Source organism: Bacillus sonorensis NBRC 101234 = KCTC 13918 (genome assembly GCF_001592005.1).
Taxonomy (GTDB): domain Bacteria; phylum Bacillota; class Bacilli; order Bacillales; family Bacillaceae; genus Bacillus; species Bacillus sonorensis.
The window spans coordinates 158,337-177,431 of record NZ_BCVZ01000002.1 but is presented as its reverse complement, the minus strand read 5'-3'; the positions used below and the strand labels follow the sequence as shown (position 1 = coordinate 177,431).

Annotated in this window: 21 protein-coding genes; 13 read left to right on the top strand and 8 right to left on the bottom strand. The window is 45.6% G+C overall.

What is annotated here, in order from left to right; all coding sequences use genetic code 11:
• Nucleotides 1-100 precede the first annotated feature (100 nt).
• The 5 genes from BTR1S_RS03555 (at nucleotide 101) to lpdA (ending at nucleotide 6,114) form a co-directional block, all read left to right on the top strand.
• The gene (locus tag BTR1S_RS03555; RefSeq protein WP_051056687.1) at nucleotides 101-724 is read left to right on the top strand and encodes a YkyA family protein; all 624 of its coding nucleotides are present in this window, start codon (nucleotides 101-103) and stop codon (nucleotides 722-724) included.
• 397 nt (nucleotides 725-1,121) lie between these two features.
• Entirely contained in the window at nucleotides 1,122-2,237 is a 1,116-nt protein-coding gene (pdhA, locus tag BTR1S_RS03550) for a pyruvate dehydrogenase (acetyl-transferring) E1 component subunit alpha (RefSeq protein WP_006638336.1), read from the top strand.
• Nucleotides 2,238-2,240: 3 nt separating this feature from the next.
• On the top strand, nucleotides 2,241-3,218 hold the full coding sequence (pdhB, locus tag BTR1S_RS03545; protein ID WP_006638335.1) for a pyruvate dehydrogenase complex E1 component subunit beta: 978 nt from the start codon (nucleotides 2,241-2,243) through the stop codon (nucleotides 3,216-3,218).
• A gap of 153 nt (nucleotides 3,219-3,371) precedes the next feature.
• Nucleotides 3,372-4,697 carry a dihydrolipoamide acetyltransferase family protein gene (locus tag BTR1S_RS03540; RefSeq protein WP_029418558.1) on the top strand — a complete coding sequence of 442 codons (1,326 nt, stop codon included), beginning with the start codon at nucleotides 3,372-3,374 and terminating at the stop codon, nucleotides 4,695-4,697.
• A gap of 4 nt (nucleotides 4,698-4,701) precedes the next feature.
• A complete protein-coding gene (gene lpdA / locus BTR1S_RS03535) occupies nucleotides 4,702-6,114 on the top strand; it encodes a dihydrolipoyl dehydrogenase (protein ID WP_006638333.1) in 1,413 nt (470 codons plus the stop codon).
• 32 nt (nucleotides 6,115-6,146) lie between these two features.
• On the opposite strand, the gene BTR1S_RS03530 is transcribed toward lpdA, so the two are convergent.
• Nucleotides 6,147-6,518 carry a hypothetical protein gene (locus BTR1S_RS03530; RefSeq protein WP_029418557.1) on the bottom strand — a complete coding sequence of 124 codons (372 nt, stop codon included), beginning with the start codon at nucleotides 6,516-6,518 and terminating at the stop codon, nucleotides 6,147-6,149.
• A gap of 421 nt (nucleotides 6,519-6,939) precedes the next feature.
• Here BTR1S_RS03530 and BTR1S_RS21560 point away from each other — a divergent pair, with 421 nt between their 5' ends.
• A complete protein-coding gene (locus BTR1S_RS21560) occupies nucleotides 6,940-7,059 on the top strand; it encodes a GapA-binding peptide SR1P (protein WP_006638331.1) in 120 nt (39 codons plus the stop codon).
• A 46-nt stretch (nucleotides 7,060-7,105) separates the two neighbouring features.
• Here BTR1S_RS21560 and BTR1S_RS03525 read toward each other — a convergent pair whose 3' ends face one another.
• Nucleotides 7,106-8,578, bottom strand: coding sequence for an aminotransferase class I/II-fold pyridoxal phosphate-dependent enzyme (locus BTR1S_RS03525; RefSeq protein ID WP_029418556.1), 1,473 nt, complete (start codon nucleotides 8,576-8,578; stop codon nucleotides 7,106-7,108).
• 240 nt (nucleotides 8,579-8,818) lie between these two features.
• Here BTR1S_RS03525 and BTR1S_RS03520 point away from each other — a divergent pair, with 240 nt between their 5' ends.
• Entirely contained in the window at nucleotides 8,819-9,091 is a 273-nt protein-coding gene (locus BTR1S_RS03520) for a UPF0223 family protein (protein WP_006638329.1), read from the top strand.
• A gap of 39 nt (nucleotides 9,092-9,130) precedes the next feature.
• Here BTR1S_RS03520 and BTR1S_RS03515 read toward each other — a convergent pair whose 3' ends face one another.
• A complete protein-coding gene (locus BTR1S_RS03515; protein ID WP_029418555.1) occupies nucleotides 9,131-9,766 on the bottom strand; it encodes a YktB family protein in 636 nt (211 codons plus the stop codon).
• Between the two features lie 240 nt (nucleotides 9,767-10,006).
• On the opposite strand from BTR1S_RS03515, the gene BTR1S_RS03510 reads away from it, so the two are divergent.
• From BTR1S_RS03510 to BTR1S_RS03500, 3 genes are all read left to right on the top strand, one after another.
• Complete coding sequence (locus BTR1S_RS03510) at nucleotides 10,007-10,195, top strand: YkzI domain-containing protein (protein ID WP_029418554.1); 189 nt, start codon at nucleotides 10,007-10,009, stop codon at nucleotides 10,193-10,195.
• A gap of 143 nt (nucleotides 10,196-10,338) precedes the next feature.
• A complete protein-coding gene (locus BTR1S_RS03505; RefSeq protein ID WP_006638325.1) occupies nucleotides 10,339-11,133 on the top strand; it encodes an inositol monophosphatase family protein in 795 nt (264 codons plus the stop codon).
• Nucleotides 11,126-11,587 carry a GNAT family N-acetyltransferase gene (locus BTR1S_RS03500; protein ID WP_006638324.1) on the top strand — a complete coding sequence of 154 codons (462 nt, stop codon included), beginning with the start codon at nucleotides 11,126-11,128 and terminating at the stop codon, nucleotides 11,585-11,587. The genes BTR1S_RS03505 and BTR1S_RS03500 overlap by 8 nt, the downstream gene beginning before the upstream one ends.
• Before the next feature lie 219 nt (nucleotides 11,588-11,806).
• On the opposite strand, the gene BTR1S_RS03495 is transcribed toward BTR1S_RS03500, so the two are convergent.
• On the bottom strand, nucleotides 11,807-11,995 hold the full coding sequence (locus BTR1S_RS03495; RefSeq protein ID WP_029418553.1) for a YlaF family protein: 189 nt from the start codon (nucleotides 11,993-11,995) through the stop codon (nucleotides 11,807-11,809).
• A gap of 155 nt (nucleotides 11,996-12,150) precedes the next feature.
• On the opposite strand from BTR1S_RS03495, the gene typA reads away from it, so the two are divergent.
• The gene (gene typA / locus BTR1S_RS03490) at nucleotides 12,151-13,989 is read left to right on the top strand and encodes a translational GTPase TypA (protein WP_006638322.1); all 1,839 of its coding nucleotides are present in this window, start codon (nucleotides 12,151-12,153) and stop codon (nucleotides 13,987-13,989) included.
• 56 nt (nucleotides 13,990-14,045) lie between these two features.
• A complete protein-coding gene (locus BTR1S_RS03485) occupies nucleotides 14,046-14,369 on the top strand; it encodes a YlaH-like family protein (protein WP_006638321.1) in 324 nt (107 codons plus the stop codon).
• A gap of 53 nt (nucleotides 14,370-14,422) precedes the next feature.
• On the opposite strand, the gene BTR1S_RS03480 is transcribed toward BTR1S_RS03485, so the two are convergent.
• From BTR1S_RS03480 to BTR1S_RS03470, 4 genes are all read right to left on the bottom strand, one after another.
• Entirely contained in the window at nucleotides 14,423-14,920 is a 498-nt protein-coding gene (locus BTR1S_RS03480; protein ID WP_006638320.1) for a MarR family transcriptional regulator, read from the bottom strand.
• Nucleotides 14,921-14,993: 73 nt separating this feature from the next.
• Nucleotides 14,994-16,490, bottom strand: a complete 1,497-nt coding sequence (locus BTR1S_RS03475) for a monooxygenase (RefSeq protein ID WP_034325785.1) — start codon at nucleotides 16,488-16,490, stop codon at nucleotides 14,994-14,996.
• Between the two features lie 148 nt (nucleotides 16,491-16,638).
• Entirely contained in the window at nucleotides 16,639-16,845 is a 207-nt protein-coding gene (locus BTR1S_RS21555) for a YlaI family protein (protein ID WP_006638318.1), read from the bottom strand.
• Nucleotides 16,846-16,966: 121 nt separating this feature from the next.
• Entirely contained in the window at nucleotides 16,967-17,581 is a 615-nt protein-coding gene (locus BTR1S_RS03470) for a YhcN/YlaJ family sporulation lipoprotein (protein ID WP_006638317.1), read from the bottom strand.
• A 154-nt stretch (nucleotides 17,582-17,735) separates the two neighbouring features.
• Between BTR1S_RS03470 and BTR1S_RS03465 the strand changes: the two genes are divergently transcribed.
• Nucleotides 17,736-19,064: a PhoH family protein gene (locus BTR1S_RS03465; protein WP_029418551.1), complete on the top strand. Its 1,329-nt coding sequence runs from the start codon at nucleotides 17,736-17,738 to the stop codon at nucleotides 19,062-19,064.
• Nucleotides 19,065-19,095: the final 31 nt, after the last annotated feature.

Below are 19,095 nucleotides of genomic sequence, written 5' to 3'. Positions count from 1 at the left end.
AAGCACAGACGTTTTATAGTTGAATTTGTGTTTAGATTGGGGGAAATACGGAGTGGAATCTTTTAAAAAGCGCGTACCGGCCGGTCTTGCTGTTTTTTGTATGGCGGCTTTTCTGTTAACGGGATGTCTGTGGGAGGATCCGGTAAAGTCGCTGCATGGCTCGCTGGAAAAGGTCGTCGAACTGGAAAAACCGTTTCAAAAGGAGCAAAAATCTCTCAAAAGCTTGGAGCAAAACGAATCAAAGCTGTATGAAAAGATGATAAAGCTGAATATGGATGATTTTGACCAGGTCGTTGCACTTTCTGAAAAAGCGCTTAAATCAGCAAAAGAACGCGAACAGCATTTGCGTTCGGAAAAAGAAAGCATCGATAAGGCAAAAAAGGAATTTGAAGCGAATAAAGCGTCCGCTGAAAAAATTGACGACCGCAATGTCAAAAAGAAAGCGGAAAGCGCTGTTTCCTACATGGAAAGGCGCTATCAAGCCTATGATGCTCTCTACAAGGCTTATAAGAATGCACTCGGCCTTGATCAGGAATTGTACAAGCTCCTTCAAAATAAAGAGCTTGGACTAAATGAACTGGAATCGCAGCTGGGGAAAATAAACAAATCATATGCGGAAGTCATGAAGCAAAGCGAGCATTTTAATGCTTATACAAAAGACTACAACAAAGCGAGAAAAGATTTTTACAAAGCTGCAGGATATCATGTCAAGGAGAGCCGTTGATTCGGCTCTCCTTTTTCGACAAATTCCGCACATCTATTGTAATACAGGTTGTGTCCTATACTAGCACAGTTTTGAAACAGGTGGATCAGCGTGAAAACAGGATTTTATAAAAGCGAATACATTTATTGAAATTCGGGAATGAAATCGATTGACGAGTATCATCCGCTGGTGTAAACTTAGCCTTGGTGGAACTTGTTGTATTAGTTTGTTGTAAACTTTAAATGATACAGTTTTAGAACGCATTGGGCTGTCCTTACATAATAAGTTTCGACAACCAGCAAAGCGGCTAATATGAAATAAATATGAGTTGCGCCCGTCAATTTAGGACACCCTAATTCTGTATGTATAAGGATTACACGTCTATGACTGTCAAAAGAAAGGAAGAGGTGACTTTAATATGGCTGCAAAAACGAAAAAAGCAATCGTTGATAGCAAAAAGCAATTTGATGCCATTAAAAAGCAGTTCGAAACGTTTCAAATTTTGAATGAAAAAGGCGAAGTCGTTAACGAAGCGGCAATGCCTGATTTATCAGATGATCAATTAAAAGAATTAATGCGCCGCATGGTGTATACGCGTATTTTAGATCAGCGTTCTATCTCTTTAAACAGACAAGGCCGCCTGGGATTCTACGCGCCGACTGCAGGTCAGGAAGCTTCTCAAATTGCTACTCATTTTGCACTTGAGAAAGAAGATTTCGTGCTTCCGGGCTACCGCGATGTTCCGCAGCTGATTTGGCACGGTCTTCCGCTTTATCAGGCGTTCCTGTTCTCTCGCGGACATTTCCGGGGAAATCAAATGCCTGACGATGTTAATGCGCTTTCACCGCAAATCATCATCGGTGCACAGTACATTCAGACAGCCGGTGTGGCACTCGGTCTTAAAAAACGCGGCAAACAAGCTGTTGCGATTACTTATACTGGTGACGGAGGCGCTTCTCAAGGTGATTTCTACGAAGGAATCAACTTTGCGGGTGCATACAAAGCTCCGGCAATCTTTGTTGTACAAAACAACCGTTATGCGATTTCTACACCTGTTGAAAAACAATCTGCTGCTGAGACGATTGCTCAAAAAGCTGCAGCCGCAGGTATCGTCGGTGTTCAAGTCGACGGAATGGATGCGCTTGCTGTATACGCGGCGACACGCGAAGCGCGTGAACGCGCTGTAAACGGCGAGGGGCCAACCCTGATTGAAACGCTTTGCTTCCGCTACGGTCCGCATACAATGGCCGGAGATGATCCGACAAAATACCGTACGAAAGAAATCGAGAATGAGTGGGAGCAGAAAGATCCGCTTGTCCGTTTCCGCAAGTTCTTGGAAGGCAAAGGTTTATGGTCTGAAGAAGAAGAAAACAAGGTAATCGAAGAAGCGAAAGAAGAAATCAAGCAGGCGATCAAGAAAGCCGACGAAGAGCCGAAGCAAAAAGTGACTGACCTGATCGACATCATGTATGAAGAGCTTCCTTATAACCTTGCAGAACAAAAGGAAATTTATAAAGAGAAGGAGTCGAAGTAAGCCATGGCGCAAATGACAATGATTCAAGCAATCACTGATGCGTTACGCACAGAACTGAAAAATGACGAAAATGTCTTAGTTTTCGGAGAAGACGTCGGTGTTAACGGCGGCGTATTCCGTGCGACTGAAGGATTGCAAAAAGAGTTTGGTGAGGATCGCGTATTTGACACTCCTCTTGCTGAATCTGGTATCGGCGGTCTTGCACTCGGCATGGGCTTACAAGGCTTCCGTCCGGTAATGGAAATTCAATTCTTTGGTTTCGTGTACGAAGTAATGGATTCAGTTTCCGGCCAAATGGCCCGGATGCGCTACCGTTCAGGCGGACGCTGGCATTCTCCTGTGACCATCCGTTCTCCGTTTGGCGGCGGTGTTCACACACCTGAGCTCCATGCCGACAGCCTGGAAGGCCTTGTTGCACAGCAGCCTGGTCTAAAAGTGGTCATCCCTTCAACTCCATACGATGCGAAAGGACTTTTAATTTCTGCGATCCGCGATAACGATCCGGTTGTTTTCCTTGAGCACATGAAACTTTACCGTTCATTCCGCCAGGAGGTTCCTGAGGAGGAATACACAATCGAAATCGGTAAAGCCGACGTGAAGCGCGAAGGTACAGACCTTTCCATCATCACTTATGGAGCGATGGTTCACGAATCATTAAAAGCTGCTGAGGAGCTTGAAAAAGAAGGCGTTTCAGCAGAGGTTGTCGACCTGCGCACAGTCAGCCCGCTTGATATTGAAACGATCATCGCTTCTGTTGAAAAAACAGGCCGTGCAATCGTTGTTCAAGAGGCGCAAAAACAAGCAGGCGTTGCTGCAAACGTCGTAGCCGAAATCAATGACCGCGCGATCTTAAGCCTTGAAGCGCCAGTGCTTCGCGTGACTGCGCCTGATACAGTATTCCCATTCTCTCAAGCTGAAAGCGTCTGGCTTCCAAACCATAAAGACGTGCTTGAAACTGCTAAAAAAGTATTGGAATTTTAATTTGATTATCCAAAAGGGAAAAGATGCCATTCATCTTTTTCCTTCATGCATTTCCACAGTCAGACGGGGGACTATAGCCGTGTAACTGACGGTCGGCCGGAAGCCGGCTGACGATTTAATCAACTACGTAATTATCTTAGGAGGTCGAGAACTGTGGCATTTGAATTTAAACTTCCGGATATCGGGGAAGGAATCCACGAAGGCGAAATCGTAAAATGGTTCGTCAAGCCAAACGACGAGGTAAACGAAGATGACGTTTTGGCAGAGGTGCAAAACGACAAAGCTGTTGTAGAAATTCCTTCACCTGTTAAAGGAAAAGTATTAGAATTAAAAGTTGAAGAGGGAACAGTCGCAACCGTTGGGCAGACCATCATCACATTTGATGCACCGGGTTACGAGGATCTTCAATTTAAAGGTGACTCAGGCGACGCTAAAACAGAAGAACAAGTTCAGTCATCTGCCGAAGGCGGTCAGGACCTGGACAAAAAAGAACGTCCTGAAGAGCCGGCTCAAGAAACAGGCGCAGGCAAGCAGGACCAAGCGGATGCAGATCCGAACAAACGCGTAATCGCGATGCCTTCTGTCCGCAAATACGCTCGTGAAAAAGGCGTTGAGATTACGAAGGTTGCTGGCTCCGGCAAAAACGGACGCGTTCTAAAAGAAGATATCGACAGCTTCTTAAGCGGCGGAAATGCCGAAGCTCAAGCTGCACCAGCAGACCAAAAAGCGGAACCTGCGGCACAGCCTGCAGCTGCAGCTCAAGCACCGGAAGGCGAATTCCCGGAAACTCGCGAAAAAATGAGCGGAATCCGCAAAGCAATCGCAAAAGCAATGGTAAACTCAAAACATACGGCTCCACACGTTACATTAATGGACGAAGTCGATGTTACAAACCTTGTCGCACACCGCAAGCAGTTTAAACAAGTTGCGGCTGACCAAGGAATTAAGCTTACTTACCTCCCTTACGTGGTAAAAGCTTTAACATCAGCTCTTAAAAAGTATCCAGTACTGAACACATCAATTGATGACAGCACTGATGAAGTGATCCAGAAGCACTACTTCAACATCGGAATCGCAGCAGACACTGAAAAAGGCCTGCTTGTGCCGGTTGTTAAACATGCGGATCGCAAAGCTATCTTTGAGATTTCAAATGAAATCAACGAGCTTGCTTCAAAAGCGCGTGAAGGAAAGCTTGCTCCTGCAGAAATGAAAGGCGCTTCCTGTACGATTACAAATATCGGTTCTGCGGGCGGACAATGGTTCACACCGGTTATCAACCATCCTGAGGTTGCTATTCTTGGAATCGGCCGCATCGCTGAAAAAGCCGTTGTTCGCGACGGAGAAATTGTTGCTGCGCCTGTTCTGGCTCTTTCCTTGAGCTTTGACCACCGCATGATCGACGGAGCAACTGCACAAAACGCGTTAAACCACATCAAGCGTTTACTGAACGATCCACAATTAATTTTAATGGAGGCGTAATGTCATGGTAGTAGGAGATTTCCCTATTGAAACAGATACTCTTGTCATTGGTGCGGGACCTGGCGGCTATGTAGCTGCCATCCGCGCTGCTCAGCTTGGACAAAAAGTAACAATCGTTGAAAAAGGCAATCTTGGAGGCGTATGTCTGAATGTTGGATGTATCCCTTCAAAAGCGCTGATCAATGCAGGCCACCGTTATGAGAATGCAAAGCATTCTGAAGATATGGGGATCACAGCTGAAAACGTAACAGTAGACTTTACAAAAGTTCAAGAATGGAAAGCCTCTGTCGTGAAAAAGCTTACCGGCGGTGTTGAAGGCCTTCTGAAAGGCAATAAAGTCGATATCGTGAAAGGTGAGGCATATTTTGTAGACAGCAACTCTGTCCGTGTCATGGATGAGAATTCAGCTCAGACTTATACATTCAAAAATGCGATCATTGCAACAGGTTCTCGCCCTATCGAATTGCCAAACTTCAAATATAGCGACCGCGTACTGAATTCAACAGGCGCTTTGGCTCTTAAAGAAATTCCTAAGAAGCTTGTCGTCATCGGCGGCGGATACATCGGAACAGAGCTTGGAACAGCGTATGCAAACTTCGGAACTGAACTTGTTATTTTAGAAGGCGGAGATGAAATTCTTCCTGGCTTCGAAAAACAAATGAGTTCTCTTGTCAAACGCAACCTTAAGAAAAAAGGCAATGTTGAGATCCATACAAGCGCGATGGCGAAAGGCGTTGAAGAAAAAGCTGACGGCGTAACAGTCACTTTTGAAGTCAAAGGTGAAGAAAAAACCGTTGATGCTGATTACGTACTGATCACTGTCGGACGCCGTCCAAATACCGATGAGCTTGGCCTTGAGCAAGTAGGCGTCGAAATGACAGACCGCGGCATCATCAAAACAGATAAGCAATGCCGCACAAACATTTCAAACATCTACGCAATCGGCGATATCATCGAAGGTCCGCCGCTTGCACACAAAGCGTCTTACGAAGGTAAAATTGCCGCTGAAGCCATTTCCGGTGAAGCTGCGGAAATCGACTATCTCGGAATTCCTGCAGTTGTCTTCTCTGAACCTGAGCTTGCATCAGTCGGTTATACCGAAGCACAAGCTAAAGAAGAAGGCATCGAAATCACTGCTGCGAAATTCCCGTTTGCTGCTAACGGACGTGCACTGTCATTAAATGAAACTGACGGTTTCCTTAAACTTGTGACACGCAAAGAAGACGGACTTGTCATCGGTGCACAAATCGCCGGCGCAAGCGCTTCTGATATGATTTCTGAGCTGAGCCTGGCAATCGAAGCAGGAATGACTGCCGAAGATATTGCCATGACGATCCACGCCCACCCTACATTGGGAGAAATCACAATGGAAGCTGCAGAAGTGGCGATCGGCATGCCGATTCATATCGTAAAATAACAATAAAAAATCCCCCTTTTCCGGGGGATTTTTTATCGTTTTAATTCTCTTCGAAGACGTTCCACGATTTTTTCTTTATCTTTTATTCCTTCGATCTTGACCAGTACTGTTTTGCCACTGACAAGCAGCAGGCACGGAAATGTTTGAACTTCCTTTTTCCATTCTCCTTTATCATGTAAGATTTCCATATTGGAAACCTGCCGGGGAAATTCTTGTTTTAAATCCAAAAGAGCATCATAATAAGCGACTTCCCGCCCCATATGATCGTTATCGGAAAAAAAGAGAAGCTTGGCGTGACGTGTTTTGTCATTTTGAACATTCTGATCAGCTGTGACTTGGGATAAAGAACATCCGCTCATTAAAAAAAGGATACAAACCGCGGTGAAAATAGCTCGATACAACATGCCGTCGCTTCACCTCTCTAAAAAATGCAAGTCAAATTTCCTGTTTTTTCATATCCGCTCATTTAGTAAACAATTCCTATTTTATCATGATAATAGAAGAATTCTTTCATTGTTACCCATTTGTTACATAATTGATAACTCCTGTTTTATTTTTGGAATGTTTGATATTGACGCCGGTTTGAATGGGTCACTAGGCCATATGACATAGACTGGAAAATTGGTCTGTATATAGCCATGGTGTGAATAAACATGATGTATCAGGCTGATATGTGAATCATCAGCCTTCTTAAACTCATATAATGTACATAAAAATGATTTAAATGTGTTATACAATTTATCATTGACAACATTAATGTGACATCATATTATAAGGGTAACCAAATTAAACGCTTCCATTTTGAAATGAAAAGGGGAATGAAAGATGGGAACGATCGTTTGTCAAGACTGTAACGAAACCATTCAGCATTTTGAAGATGAAAAGGTGACGATTCTTTACGGAACATGCGGACAGTGCAACTGCCATCTTGAAGAAGAGAACTAAAAAAAGGCATGCGGCTTTAGATTCAATCTGCCGCATGCCTTTCGTTTTAAAGGATTGCCTGCTGTTCTTTGATGACACGGATCATATGAAGTGTGTCGTCTTCAGGCCCTTGAACAGGCAAACCTGCTTCAAGGTTTTTTTCAATGTATTTGATGTTTTCTTCCGAGATGATCTCGCCCGGAATGAAAATCGGTATTCCAGGAGGATAGACCATGACAAATTCGGCGATAATTCGTCCTGCTGCTTTTTTAAAAGGAACGATTTCCGTATTTGCATAAAACGCATCACGAGGTGTCATGGCAAGAGCCGGGATATCGGGAAGAAGGACTTCGGGCTTGCTTTTGCTTTCCTGCGATGAAACGGCCTGACGGGCGATTTCTTCAAGCGCTTTGATGAGCATTTCCGCATCTTTCCTGCGGTCTCCAGGCGTAAAGATGCAGAGGATATTGTACAGGTCGGAAAGCTCCACTTCGATCTGATACGCTTCGCGAAGCCATTTTTCTACGTCATGCCCCGACAAGCCCAGGTTTTTTACTGAAATAATGAGCTTCGTCGGGTCGTAGTCATAGGCTGCTTTTGAACCGAGAATATCTCTGCCGGGACAAAAAAGCCCTTTGATCTCATTGATGCGGTTCCGCGTCTCATTGGCAAGCTTGATCGTTTGATCAATGAGTTCATGCCCTTCCGTCGCCAGACGCTTTCTGGCGACATCGAGGGACGCAAGCAATAAGTAGGATGTCGACGTCGTCGTCAACATGCTTAAAATCGATTGCACCCTCTCTTTTGACACAAGTCCTTCTTTCATATTGAGCACTGAGCTTTGTGTTAATGACCCTCCGAGTTTATGAACGCTCGTTGCCGCCATATCTGCTCCCGCCTGCATGGCTGACAGGGGAAGATCTTCATGGAAGTGGATATGGACGCCGTGAGCTTCATCCACAAGGACAGGAACGTTGAATGAATGCGACAATTCCACGATGCTTCTGAGGTCAGCTGCTATTCCAAAATAAGTCGGATTGATTACGAGAAGCCCTTTTGCGTCAGGATGCTCTTGCAGCGCTTTTCGTGCCGACTCAGGTGTAATGCCGTGAGAAATTCCCAGCTCATCGTCGATTTCAGGATGAATGAAGATCGGCACAGCTCCCGAAAATACAATCGCCGACATGACGGATTTATGGACGTTTCTCGGAACAATGATTTTGTCTCCAGGTCCGCAGACAGCCATCACCATCGCCATGATGGCTCCGCTTGTTCCTTGAACGGAAAAGAACGTGTAATCGGCTCCAAATGCTTCGGCGGCCAAATCCTGCGCTTCCTTGATGATTCCTTTTGGAGCATGTAGATCATCAAGCGGCTCAATATTGATTAAATCTATACTTAAAGCATTTTCACCGATAAATTGTCTGAATTCAGGATCCATTCCAGAGCCTTTTTTGTGGCCGGGAATATGGAATTGAATCGGATTCTTGCCAGCGTGCTTCTTTAAACCGGTATATAAGGGTGTTTCGTGCTGCAACAATTGTTTTCCCACCTTCGTGTAATGCCTACTCTTATTCTTTATCAAATATCAGGGAGTTATTTTACTTTTTCCTTGATGGCATAAAACAAATGAATTATATTATGTTCTTGAAAGAATGTAAAGAACAATTTAAGATCTTTCCTAAGGTGAGGAAAAACCCCTTGGATAGACGCAAAACAGAAAACGAATAATAAAGATAGAAAAGCCGTCAGAACGAACTGTATAAGGAGATGAATCAGAATGGAAGAATATCAATATCCGATGAATGAGGACTGGAGCACAGAAGAAGCAATTGATGTCATTTCGTTTTTTCAAGCGGTCGAGCTCGCTTATGAAAAAGGAGTGGAGCGCGATGTATTAATGAGCGCATATCGCCGTTTTAAAGAAATCGTGCCTGGAAAGGCGGAAGAAAAAAAGCTATGCAGCCAGTTTGAAGAGGTGAGCGATTATTCTCCGTACCGGGCAGTGAAAAAAGCGAAAGAGCTGACAGAAGATACGAAAATTAAAATGTAGAAAAGGGATGGAGCATTTCATCCCTTTTTCATTATTTGATTAAAGCGCAACCTTTTGTGTTAAGCGATAAAGGAAGGCAAGCTTTTCAAAAGATGCTTCAATTTCGGAAAGGAATTCCTGTTCGTTCATTTGGAGCACCTGTTCTTTTGACAGCTGAATTCCGCACAAAACCTCGGCTTTTTTCACCTTTGCAAGCCGGTCAAACAGCTTTTCGAGCCCTTCTGCATCCATGTCGGCTTGTTTTCGGGCTTCGGGTTTCGTATGGTCGGCGGACCAGAAAAAGCTGTCAGGCACCCTGCTCTTGATTTCTGACAGGTGTTCTTTAAACAGCCTTCCGTACTCTTCCTTGAGGGGGGATTCATAAATCAATGCAAACCAGACGAAAACATGGGTTTTCCAAAGGCCGATTTGAAAATGGGGCAGCTTTTTATAGCCGCGCTTATTGTTTGCAAACGCAACCCAGCTGTCATCAGGCGGATTGACAGAGCGGCGGGCATGCTTGGCAACGTGAACGAACATTTCGTCTCCGGTCAGAACGGAAAGAACAGGTGCAAAATGTTCCCCCAGCCCCTGGAGTTTAGGCCGTACGGTTTCTTTCAAAACGCCCATCCGCGCATCTAAGCCTTCTATTGTAAACGTATGAAAATCTTCTTCAGTGAAACGCAGATTGTTCATTCTTTTCCTCCTTGTCCAATCAGTAATGATATTTTATCACAGTTAACTTTCCAAATAAAAAATAACGTTTGAAGCTTCACTTTTGTGGGAAACGGTAGGTAAACACACAATTTTTAGAATCACGTTGCGAAAGCATCAGCGATTCATACGATATGAATAAGAAAATATAAAAATGCCGCAGAAGCTATGACCAGAAGGATGCCTTTTACATTCAATTTTCTCTGGAAGGGGCGTAGGGAAATGAAACCGATTGTAAAACAAGGGGCTATGGCAGAAAAAGATAACCGGGCCGCCGTTTGGAAGCTGGAAGTCGATTATGAACTGGCAACACTTTACGAAGCCATGGAACAAAAGGATGAAACCCAGATTGAAATCAGCAAACGAAAATTGGAGCGGCTTAGAAAAGAATGGATTAGATTGTATGGATGAAACCATAATAAAAACGAACCTGGCAGACGGTTCGTTTTTATTCGGCGCCGGAAATCTTTTTTCATTTTTCTTGCTTTTTTTCGATCAATATCAGTATGCTATGAATAAAACAACACGTATACATAGAAAAGAGGTTGTGAGAGATGACAAACTGGAAGGAAATCGACCGGCTTGCAAAAAGCTGGGTGAAAGAAGCTGGACAAAAGATCAAAGAATCGATGAAAAAAAAGATGACGATTGAAACAAAATCGAATCCGAATGACCTTGTCACAAATATTGATAAGGAAACAGAGCGTTTTTTTATCGAAAAAATTCAAGCGGCTTTTCCTGATCATCATATTCTTGGCGAAGAAGGCCAGGGAGACAAGCTCACGTCTTTGGATGGGATCGTCTGGATCATCGATCCGATCGACGGAACCATGAATTTTATTCATCAAAAACGGAACTTCGCGATTTCAATCGGCATTTTCGAAAACGGAACAGGCAAAATCGGGCTGATTTATGATGTAACACACGATGAATTGTACCACGCGTTCCGCGGAGAGGGTGCATATATGAATGACATCAAGCTTGAAAAGATGAAGGAAGTGCCCCTTGAAGAAGCCATTCTTGCCATTAATGCGACCTGGATAACGGAAAATCGGCGAATTGATCCAAGCGTTTTATCCCCGCTTGTCAAACGGGTCAGAGGAACGCGCTCTTACGGATCTGCTGCTTTGGAGCTGGCATATGTGGCAGCGGGCAGAATGGATGTCTATGTGACCATGCGGCTTGCGCCTTGGGACTATGCCGCAGGCTGCGTCCTGTTGGATGAGGTCGGAGGCACATATACAACACTTGATGGAAAACCGGTCAATTTTCTCGAAAACAACAGTATTATAGCCGGCAATCCCGCCGCTCATCAAACGATCTTCAGAGATTATCTGCCCCATGAATAGCAGACCTTTTTCATCCTCTGACCTCGCATTTTTCGAAGAGCTGATCAAAGCGAGCCCAGAATGGGCCAAAGAAGAGCTAAACGGGGAAAACGCAGAAAGCTATATGCGCTCCTATGCGATGCACAACGGAAGCTGGCTCGTCTGGGAGGCTGAAGCGCGCCCGGCGGCGGTCAGCTTCCATCTTGATTGGGCACCGTCAAATGGCAAACCATGGCTCGGCACATTGCTTGTCCACCCCGATTTTCGAGGGAAAGGACGCTGCAAAACAATTATTGAGCAAATCGGGAGCAGCTTGAAAAACGCAGGCCATAAAGCGCTCTTTGCCGCCGTCCCCTTCGATCGGGACGAATGGCAGCAGACGCTGGCCCATTGCGGTTTTGAACAGCTGAAAACGGAAAAGGATGAAAAGGGAAAACAATATGTAATTATGGTTTTACCGCTGACGCACACGTGAACTTGTTTCGCGTGTGTGTTTTTGTATATTTGAATTTTTTGCTGATCCGGTTGTATTGATGATGATATACCTTCTCTTTTTTTAGAAAACCGGCGGGGAACGCCCGCCGGTTTCGTTTCAATCGCAAGTTGCACATCCGTTGATGTCAACTTTTAAAATCGATTCAGTGGATGGAAGAGTGGGGTTATGAAAAAAAGCCCCTTTCCCAAGGGGCTTTTGCTATTCAAGTATCCCTTTTTCGCGCATTTTCTTTTTAAGCGTAAATCCAGCCCCCATAATCACGATCACAGCAGCCAAAGCGCCTGTTACCCCGAATACGCTTTTTTCGGCGATCGCAACCCCGATCAGCATGATGCTCGCGACCGCGGCGAATGCGAACAATAAGAAAATCCATTTGATTTGCTTCATCTGTTTTCCATCCCCTTTTTTGGTCTACTGTTAGTTTACAGAAAAACGTTTAAAATATAAAGAGGGAAGCGCTTTATCTTGCTAAACAAATTGAAATGCCTGCAAATCTCATGTATAATATGAAAGATTATCTGAATTTTTTAGGAGATGAAAATGTGAAACTTCGAGAAGATCTTCGCAATATTGCTATTATCGCCCACGTTGACCACGGAAAAACGACGCTGGTGGATCAGCTTCTCCATCAGGCCGGTACATTCCGGGCCAATGAAAACGTGGCTGAGCGCGCAATGGATTCCAACGATTTGGAAAGAGAGCGCGGCATCACGATTTTAGCAAAAAATACAGCGATTAACTATAAAGATACACGCATTAATATTTTGGACACTCCCGGACACGCGGACTTTGGCGGCGAAGTTGAACGGATTATGAAAATGGTTGACGGCGTTCTGCTTGTCGTTGACGCATATGAAGGCTGCATGCCGCAGACCCGCTTTGTCTTGAAAAAAGCGCTCGAGCAAAACTTGACGCCGATCGTTGTCGTCAATAAAATCGACCGCGATTTTGCCCGCCCCGAAGAGGTCGTTGACGAAGTGCTTGATTTGTTCATCGAACTCGATGCAAACGAAGATCAACTGGAATTCCCGGTTGTATACGCTTCGGCGATCAACGGTACCGCTTCAACCAATCCGGATCAGCAGGATGAAAACATGGAGGCTTTATTTGAAGCGATTGTCAGCCATATTCCGAGCCCTGTCGATAATCGCGAAGAGCCGCTTCAATTCCAGGTCGCTCTGCTTGACTACAATGACTATGTCGGCCGTATCGGGATCGGCCGCGTATTCAGAGGCACGATGAAAGTCGGACAGCAGGTGGCGTTAATGAAGCTTGACGGCTCTGTCAAGCCGTTCCGCGTAACGAAAATCTTCGGCTTCCAGGGGCTGAAGAGAGTTGAGATCGAAGAAGCGAAAGCCGGCGATCTCGTCGCGGTATCCGGAATGGAAGACATTAACGTCGGGGAAACCGTCTGCCCGATCGATCACCAGGAAGCGCTGCCGGTTCTCCGCATCGATGAGCCGACGCTTCAGATGACGTTTGCCGTCAACAACAGTCCTTTTGCCGGACGCGAGGGCAAATATGTCACCGCAAGAAAAATCGAAGAGCGCCTTGAACAGCAGCTGCAAACAGATGTAAGTTTGCGGGTTGATCCGACGCCTTCGCCCGACGCTTGGATCGTCTCAGGACGCGGGGAGCTTCATTTGTCCATTTTAATTGAAAACATGCGCCGTGAAGGCTTCGAATTGCAAGTGTCAAAACCTGAAGTCATCATAAAAGAGATCGATGGCGTCCGCTGCGAACCTGTTGAACGCGTTCAAATCGATGTCCCTGAAGAACACACCGGGGCGGTGATGGAATCAATGGGCGCCCGCAAAGGCGAAATGATCGACATGATCAATAACGGAAACGGCCAGGTCCGCCTGATTTTCAATGTGCCTTCACGCGGATTAATCGGCTATTCAACAGAGTTTATGTCGCTGACACGCGGCTTCGGAATTTTAAACCACACGTTTGACAGCTATCAGCCGGTCGAGCCTGGCCAAGTCGGCGGCCGCCGCCAGGGAGTCCTCGTATCAATGGATACCGGAAAAGCATCCGCCTATGGAATTCAGGGCGTTGAAGAGCGCGGCGTTATTTTTGTTGAGCCGGGCACAGAAGTGTACGAAGGTATGATCGTCGGCGAACACAACCGTGAAAATGACCTGGTTGTCAATATCAACAAAGTGAAGCAGCAGACAAACGTGCGTTCAGCGACGAAAGACCAGACCGTCAGCATGAAAAAACCGCGCATCATGTCTCTTGAAGAATCGCTCGAATATTTGAATGAGGACGAGTATTGCGAGGTAACACCTGAATCGATCAGATTAAGAAAGAAAATTCTCGATAAAAACGAACGGGAAAAAGCAGCGAAAAAGAAAAAGCTGGCAGGATTGTCTTAACTCACGCAGAATTGAAAAAAGAGAAACCCAACTAAGCAAAGGGGAGGGGAATCTTTTTGACTGATGTAAGCGAACGGCTTTCATTTTTTGCCGCTCTTTATAAAGTGGATCAAAATCCCGAGGCAGGGATGTGGTGGCTTTATATCACCATCTTCATCCTGTCCGCTGTTGTTTTTCAATTGGGGTTTGCCAAGCGGCTGCCCCTGTTGAAAACAGCAGTCATTTATGTCTTTCTTGCTTTAGGATGTACGATTCTGACTTTTTTCGGCGTGTTTTTGCCGGTCGGCGAAGGTCTGATCGTGGCGGCTCTGATCCTGACGATCTACAAAATCCGGCTGCACCGCTCCAAAAAGGAACAGGAGACAGGCGTCAGTCCTTAAAAGATGAGATGAACACAAAAAAGACACGGCCCATTTCAGGGCTGTGTCTTTTTTCATTGTTCTGCCAAAAAATCACTCAGTAATAAGTCGCTGAACAGCCTTCTGGCAAAAAGGATTTCGTCTGCTGAATAACGGTCCAAAAAGTCTTTAAAACGCTGTTCGATTTGATCATGTTGCCGCTGATGGATGACATGCACTTTTCTCCCTTTAGCGGTTAAGCGAAAATAGACTTCTTTTTTATTATCGCTGAGCTGGGTTTTGCTGATGAGTCCTTTTTTGATCAGCTTCGCTGTGATTCTTGAAACGGTTGCTTTTGAAAGGCCCATTTTCCCGGCGATAGAGGTGACGTTAATCGGTTCATAATCTCCGATGCAGGCGATGGCATGTATGTCGGACATGTTCAGCTTCAACTCAGAGCCAAGTTCCTGCTCCATGTTTTCGATCTGTACCGACATTCGCTTCTCCATGATGCTTTCTTGCTGTTCTTGCTGATGAATGAGTTTAATGTACATGTCAAATATCTCTTGTTTGGCGTGTGTCAAATGTTCCATGCAGAAAACGGTCTCCTTTTTGATCGATTTTCTGCTACTATTATATCATTTTGTTTCAGGTGAAACAAAATGATTATAAGAATGGAATTGGAACGTGTCCGCACCACCGCTGAAGACCCTCGGAAATCAGCCGTTTCGCGTCTGTTTCGGAATGGTCGACGGCCCAGGCGACATAGCCGTCCGGCCGGATCAGGGCTGCCTTGACATCCTTCCATTCCGGACGCTCCAACATGCTTTTAGCTTCCACTGTTTTGATATGAGGGAGGCTTGGAAGCTGGATTGATTCTTCGTCAAACGTAACAAATACAAAACTTCCGGAATGAAGGAACGAATAGAGCTGCTTAGACGTACCGTCGCGAAGCATGACCTCGAAATCGGGAAGCCGCTTTCCGTTCAGCTGATGCTCCGGCATCTTTTCGTCAGGCAGGCAGGTTACGCTGAGCGCTGTAATTTGCTCTGCCAGATAACGATTGACCTCAGGGAATGTGAGGAGGTCTGACAACAGTCCACGCATATGAAGTCCGTCCCTTGTAAAATCAAACAGCTTCGTTTGAATTTGCGTATTGCGAAGAAGCTCTGCACCGACAGGATGTCTTTCCTTGTGATAGCTCTCCAGCAGCCAGTCAGAGGCTCTGCCGTTGATGACGGCTGCAAGCTTCCAGCCGAGATTCATCGCGTCCTGAAGTCCCACATTCAGTCCTTGTCCGCCGGCAGGGAAATGGATGTGCGCTGCATCTCCAGCCAGAAAGACCCGTTGTGAACGGTAGCGTTCGGCCAGCCTGCTGGCATTGCCGAATCGCGACATCCATACCGGATGATTGATCCCGAAGTCAGTGCCGCAGATCCGCAGAAGGTCTTTCTTTAATTCCTCCAATGTCACCGGCTCGTGCAAAAGCCGCTGCGGCATATGCGGCGCTATGCTGAGAACACGGTAAATGCCCGGTGACAATGGTACGATGACAACGGCTCCTTCTTCATTCATGCTCGTATAGAAGTTCGAGTTAGGCGGATTATCAAGCGATACATCGCCAAGGACGGCTGTAATACTTGCGTCGGTTCCGGGAAAAGCGATTCCCGCTTGTTTACGGACGGTGCTTCCAGCCCCGTCGGCGCCGACAATGTAAGCCGCCGTTAAAAAAGTCAATCCGTCAGGGCCTTGGACGACAAGCTCTGCATTTTCATCGTTCTGCCGGACGGCAAGCACTTCATGGCCGCGAAGGATGCAGACATCCAAACTGCGCGCATGTTCATCAAGAACTTTCTCCGTCTCGGTTTGAGGAAGAAACAGCGTATAATTGGATCGTGTATCAAGCAAAGAAAAATCCAATGCCGGGTTAAGGCCCGCAAAATGTCCGCTTGGAAGCGGCCTGCCTTTTTCTTTAAATCGATCAAACAAACCGCGCATTTCCAATAGTTCGATTGAACGCGGATGCAGTGTCAGCGCTTTTGAATAAGGAGAGGGTTTTTCCAGGCGTTCAACGACGCATGTACGCACACCGGCCATTGCTAATTCTGAAGCGGTCAACAGACCGACCGGGCCACCCCCGACAATTAAAACATCAAAATCCATGATTTATCACTCCTTTTTTGTTTCGTGTGAAACAATTTGAATATACTACAAATGAAAATGTTTATCAATTAATTCCTCTTTTTTTGTTCCTTGTGAAACAAAAATGAGAAAAAAGACATGAATTCCTGTTCATGTCTATACGGTGCTTTTACGATTGTATCTGCTCTTTGTTTTTTCTGTGCGGATATAATTTAAAACGGCCGGTTTTCATCCGGTTCTCGGTTTTGATTTTAATTCGTTCGTAGCATTCATTGCACATATACGTATGTATGGGCCGGTTTCGAAGACGCTTGGCAATCAGTGTGTCATCATCGATTAGATCAATTTTGTCACACAATGAACACTTTACCCTCACTTTTTTTCACCTCGCTTATGATTCATTATATCACCAATGCCAGGACAAAAAAATTTTCTGCAAAAGAAAAAAGGAAAAAGCTTATGCCGGAAAGAAGGTAAAGGCACAAGCTTTTTCAAGATTATTGCTGTCTGTTTTTCATGTATTTATTCGATTGATCGTTCTGTTGTTTTTCAAGCTGTTTTTGCCGGTTGCCGTTCAGCTGGTCATTGTTCGATTTTGTCGGGTTTGTATTTTGGTCGTCTGTTGCATCATTCGGTACTTCCGGAAGAACGCGTCCGACAATTGCTGCCAGTTCATCAAGGATACCTTTGACAGGCCTTCCCGCCTGTATTTCTTTGCCCATCGCTCTGAGCCGGTTTACCGTGTCGGGATCGGCTACCACAGCCGCGTTTGCGCCATATGGATCATTTTGCAGGGCTTGGGCGACCGAGTATTTAATCGATTCGACTTTACTTCGCTCCAAATTATCTTTTACATCAATGCCGACGACGGCGAGCCTTCCGAGGACGATGGCTGTCGCGTCATTAACTCCGGGGACGCTCTCGGTTATTTTGACAAGGCGTCTTGAAATCGCCTGGCCATCTTCACGGTTAACCGGCTCCTGGGCTGTGTTCTTCACCTGAACAGGCTTATTGCCCGGAAGTTCATTCGCGTTATCTCGGGCATTATTTTGAATGCCGCAGGCTGAAAGCAGCATAACGGTTTGAATTAGGATCAAAAAAATGATTCGCACTTGAGGTTGCCTCCTTATAAATGCTTTCAATATTTTTATTGTTGAATTAACCTTCTATCTTTATTCACAAAAACATATATTTTAGCGGGCGCTCCATCAGCTTTTAAACCACTTCAAAATAAAAGGCTAAAAATCCTGATCAGGAGGCGGAAGATTGAGTAAAATTTATGTGTTAGATACGAATGTGTTATTGCAGGATCCGAATTCAATCTTTTCTTTTGAAGATAATGAGGTTGTCATTCCGGCTGTCGTATTGGAGGAGGTCGACTCTAAAAAACGCTATATGGATGAAATTGGGAGAAATGCAAGGCGCGTATCTAAACTGATCGATGATTTGCGTTTAAGAGGAAGGCTGTATGAAAATGTACCGCTTCAAAACGGAGGAAGCATAAGAATCGAACTCAACCACCGCTCCTTTCACCAGCTTCAGGAAATTTTTGTAGAAAAAACGAACGACAACCGCATTTTAGCTGTTGCGAAAAATTTGAGTCTGGAGGAAGAAACGAAAGAGGACGGACGTCCCGTCATCCTTGTCAGCAAAGACATGCTCGTCCGGGTCAAAGCCGATGCAATCGGTTTGATGTCGGAAGATTTTCTCCATGACCGGGTTGTTGAAAACGATGATATATACAGCGGTTTTACCGATTTATACATTCATGCCGACCAGATGAACGCATTTTATGAAAATCACTTTTTGCCGCTTGATGAAGTCAGCAGTGAATCATTTTGTCCGAATCAATTCGTCATTATGAAGGATGCGCTCGGCGGTTCATCCTCGGCGGTCGGGATCGTTGATCAAAGTGGAAAAGCCGTCAAAAAGCTGGTTTTTGATCAGGAGCAGGTCTGGGGAATCCGGTCGAGAAACGTTCAGCAGACGATGGCGCTCGAGCTTCTGTTAAGGCAGGATATCCCGCTTGTCACATTAACCGGAAAGGCCGGAACAGGGAAGACGCTGCTAGCGCTGGCAGCGGGGCTGTTGCAGACGGAAGACTTGGGCAATTTCAAAAAGCTGGTCGTCACAAGGCCGATCGTTCCGGTCGGCAAGGATATCGGATATTTGCCGGGAGAAAAAGAAGAGAAGCTGCGCCCTTGGATACAGCCGATTTTTGATAACCTGGAATATTTATTTAATGCAAAAAAGCCCGGCGAACTCGAAGATATTTTAGCGGGGATGGGCTCCATTCAAGTTGAAGCTCTCACCTATATACGGGGCAGAAGCATTCCTGATCAATTTATTATCATCGACGAGGCCCAAAATCTGACCAAGCATGAGGTGAAGACACTGCTCACGCGTGTCGGGGAAGGCAGTAAAATCGTCCTGATGGGGGACACGGAGCAAATCGACCATCCGTATCTGGATGCGATGAATAACGGCTTGGCTTACGTCGTGGAGCGTTTCAAAGATCAGAAAATTTCCGGGAACGTAAGACTTTTGAAAGGGGAGCGCTCAGGGCTTGCAAGGCTTGCGGCCGATTTGCTCTAAAGAAAAAACCTGGATATGCTGTCCAGGTTTT

Bases quoted from the DNA above. Each gene is read 5' to 3' on its own strand.
- BTR1S_RS03475 (WP_034325785.1), bottom strand. From the start codon at position 16,490: ATGGATTTTGATGTTTTAATTGTCGGGGGTGGCCCGGTCGGTCTGTTG.
- BTR1S_RS21560 (WP_006638331.1), top strand. From the start codon at position 6,940: ATGGGAACGATCGTTTGTCAAGACTGTAACGAAACCATTCAGCATTTT.
- BTR1S_RS03500 (WP_006638324.1), top strand. From the start codon at position 11,126: ATGAATAGCAGACCTTTTTCATCCTCTGACCTCGCATTTTTCGAAGAG.
- BTR1S_RS03530 (WP_029418557.1), bottom strand. From the start codon at position 6,518: ATGTTGTATCGAGCTATTTTCACCGCGGTTTGTATCCTTTTTTTAATG.
- BTR1S_RS03520 (WP_006638329.1), top strand. From the start codon at position 8,819: ATGGAAGAATATCAATATCCGATGAATGAGGACTGGAGCACAGAAGAA.
- lpdA (WP_006638333.1), top strand. From the start codon at position 4,702: ATGGTAGTAGGAGATTTCCCTATTGAAACAGATACTCTTGTCATTGGT.
- BTR1S_RS03510 (WP_029418554.1), top strand. From the start codon at position 10,007: ATGAAACCGATTGTAAAACAAGGGGCTATGGCAGAAAAAGATAACCGG.
- BTR1S_RS03505 (WP_006638325.1), top strand. From the start codon at position 10,339: ATGACAAACTGGAAGGAAATCGACCGGCTTGCAAAAAGCTGGGTGAAA.
- BTR1S_RS03555 (WP_051056687.1), top strand. From the start codon at position 101: ATGGCGGCTTTTCTGTTAACGGGATGTCTGTGGGAGGATCCGGTAAAG.
- BTR1S_RS03480 (WP_006638320.1), bottom strand. From the start codon at position 14,920: ATGGAACATTTGACACACGCCAAACAAGAGATATTTGACATGTACATT.
- BTR1S_RS03515 (WP_029418555.1), bottom strand. From the start codon at position 9,766: ATGAACAATCTGCGTTTCACTGAAGAAGATTTTCATACGTTTACAATA.
- pdhB (WP_006638335.1), top strand. From the start codon at position 2,241: ATGGCGCAAATGACAATGATTCAAGCAATCACTGATGCGTTACGCACA.
- BTR1S_RS03495 (WP_029418553.1), bottom strand. From the start codon at position 11,995: ATGAAGCAAATCAAATGGATTTTCTTATTGTTCGCATTCGCCGCGGTC.
- pdhA (WP_006638336.1), top strand. From the start codon at position 1,122: ATGGCTGCAAAAACGAAAAAAGCAATCGTTGATAGCAAAAAGCAATTT.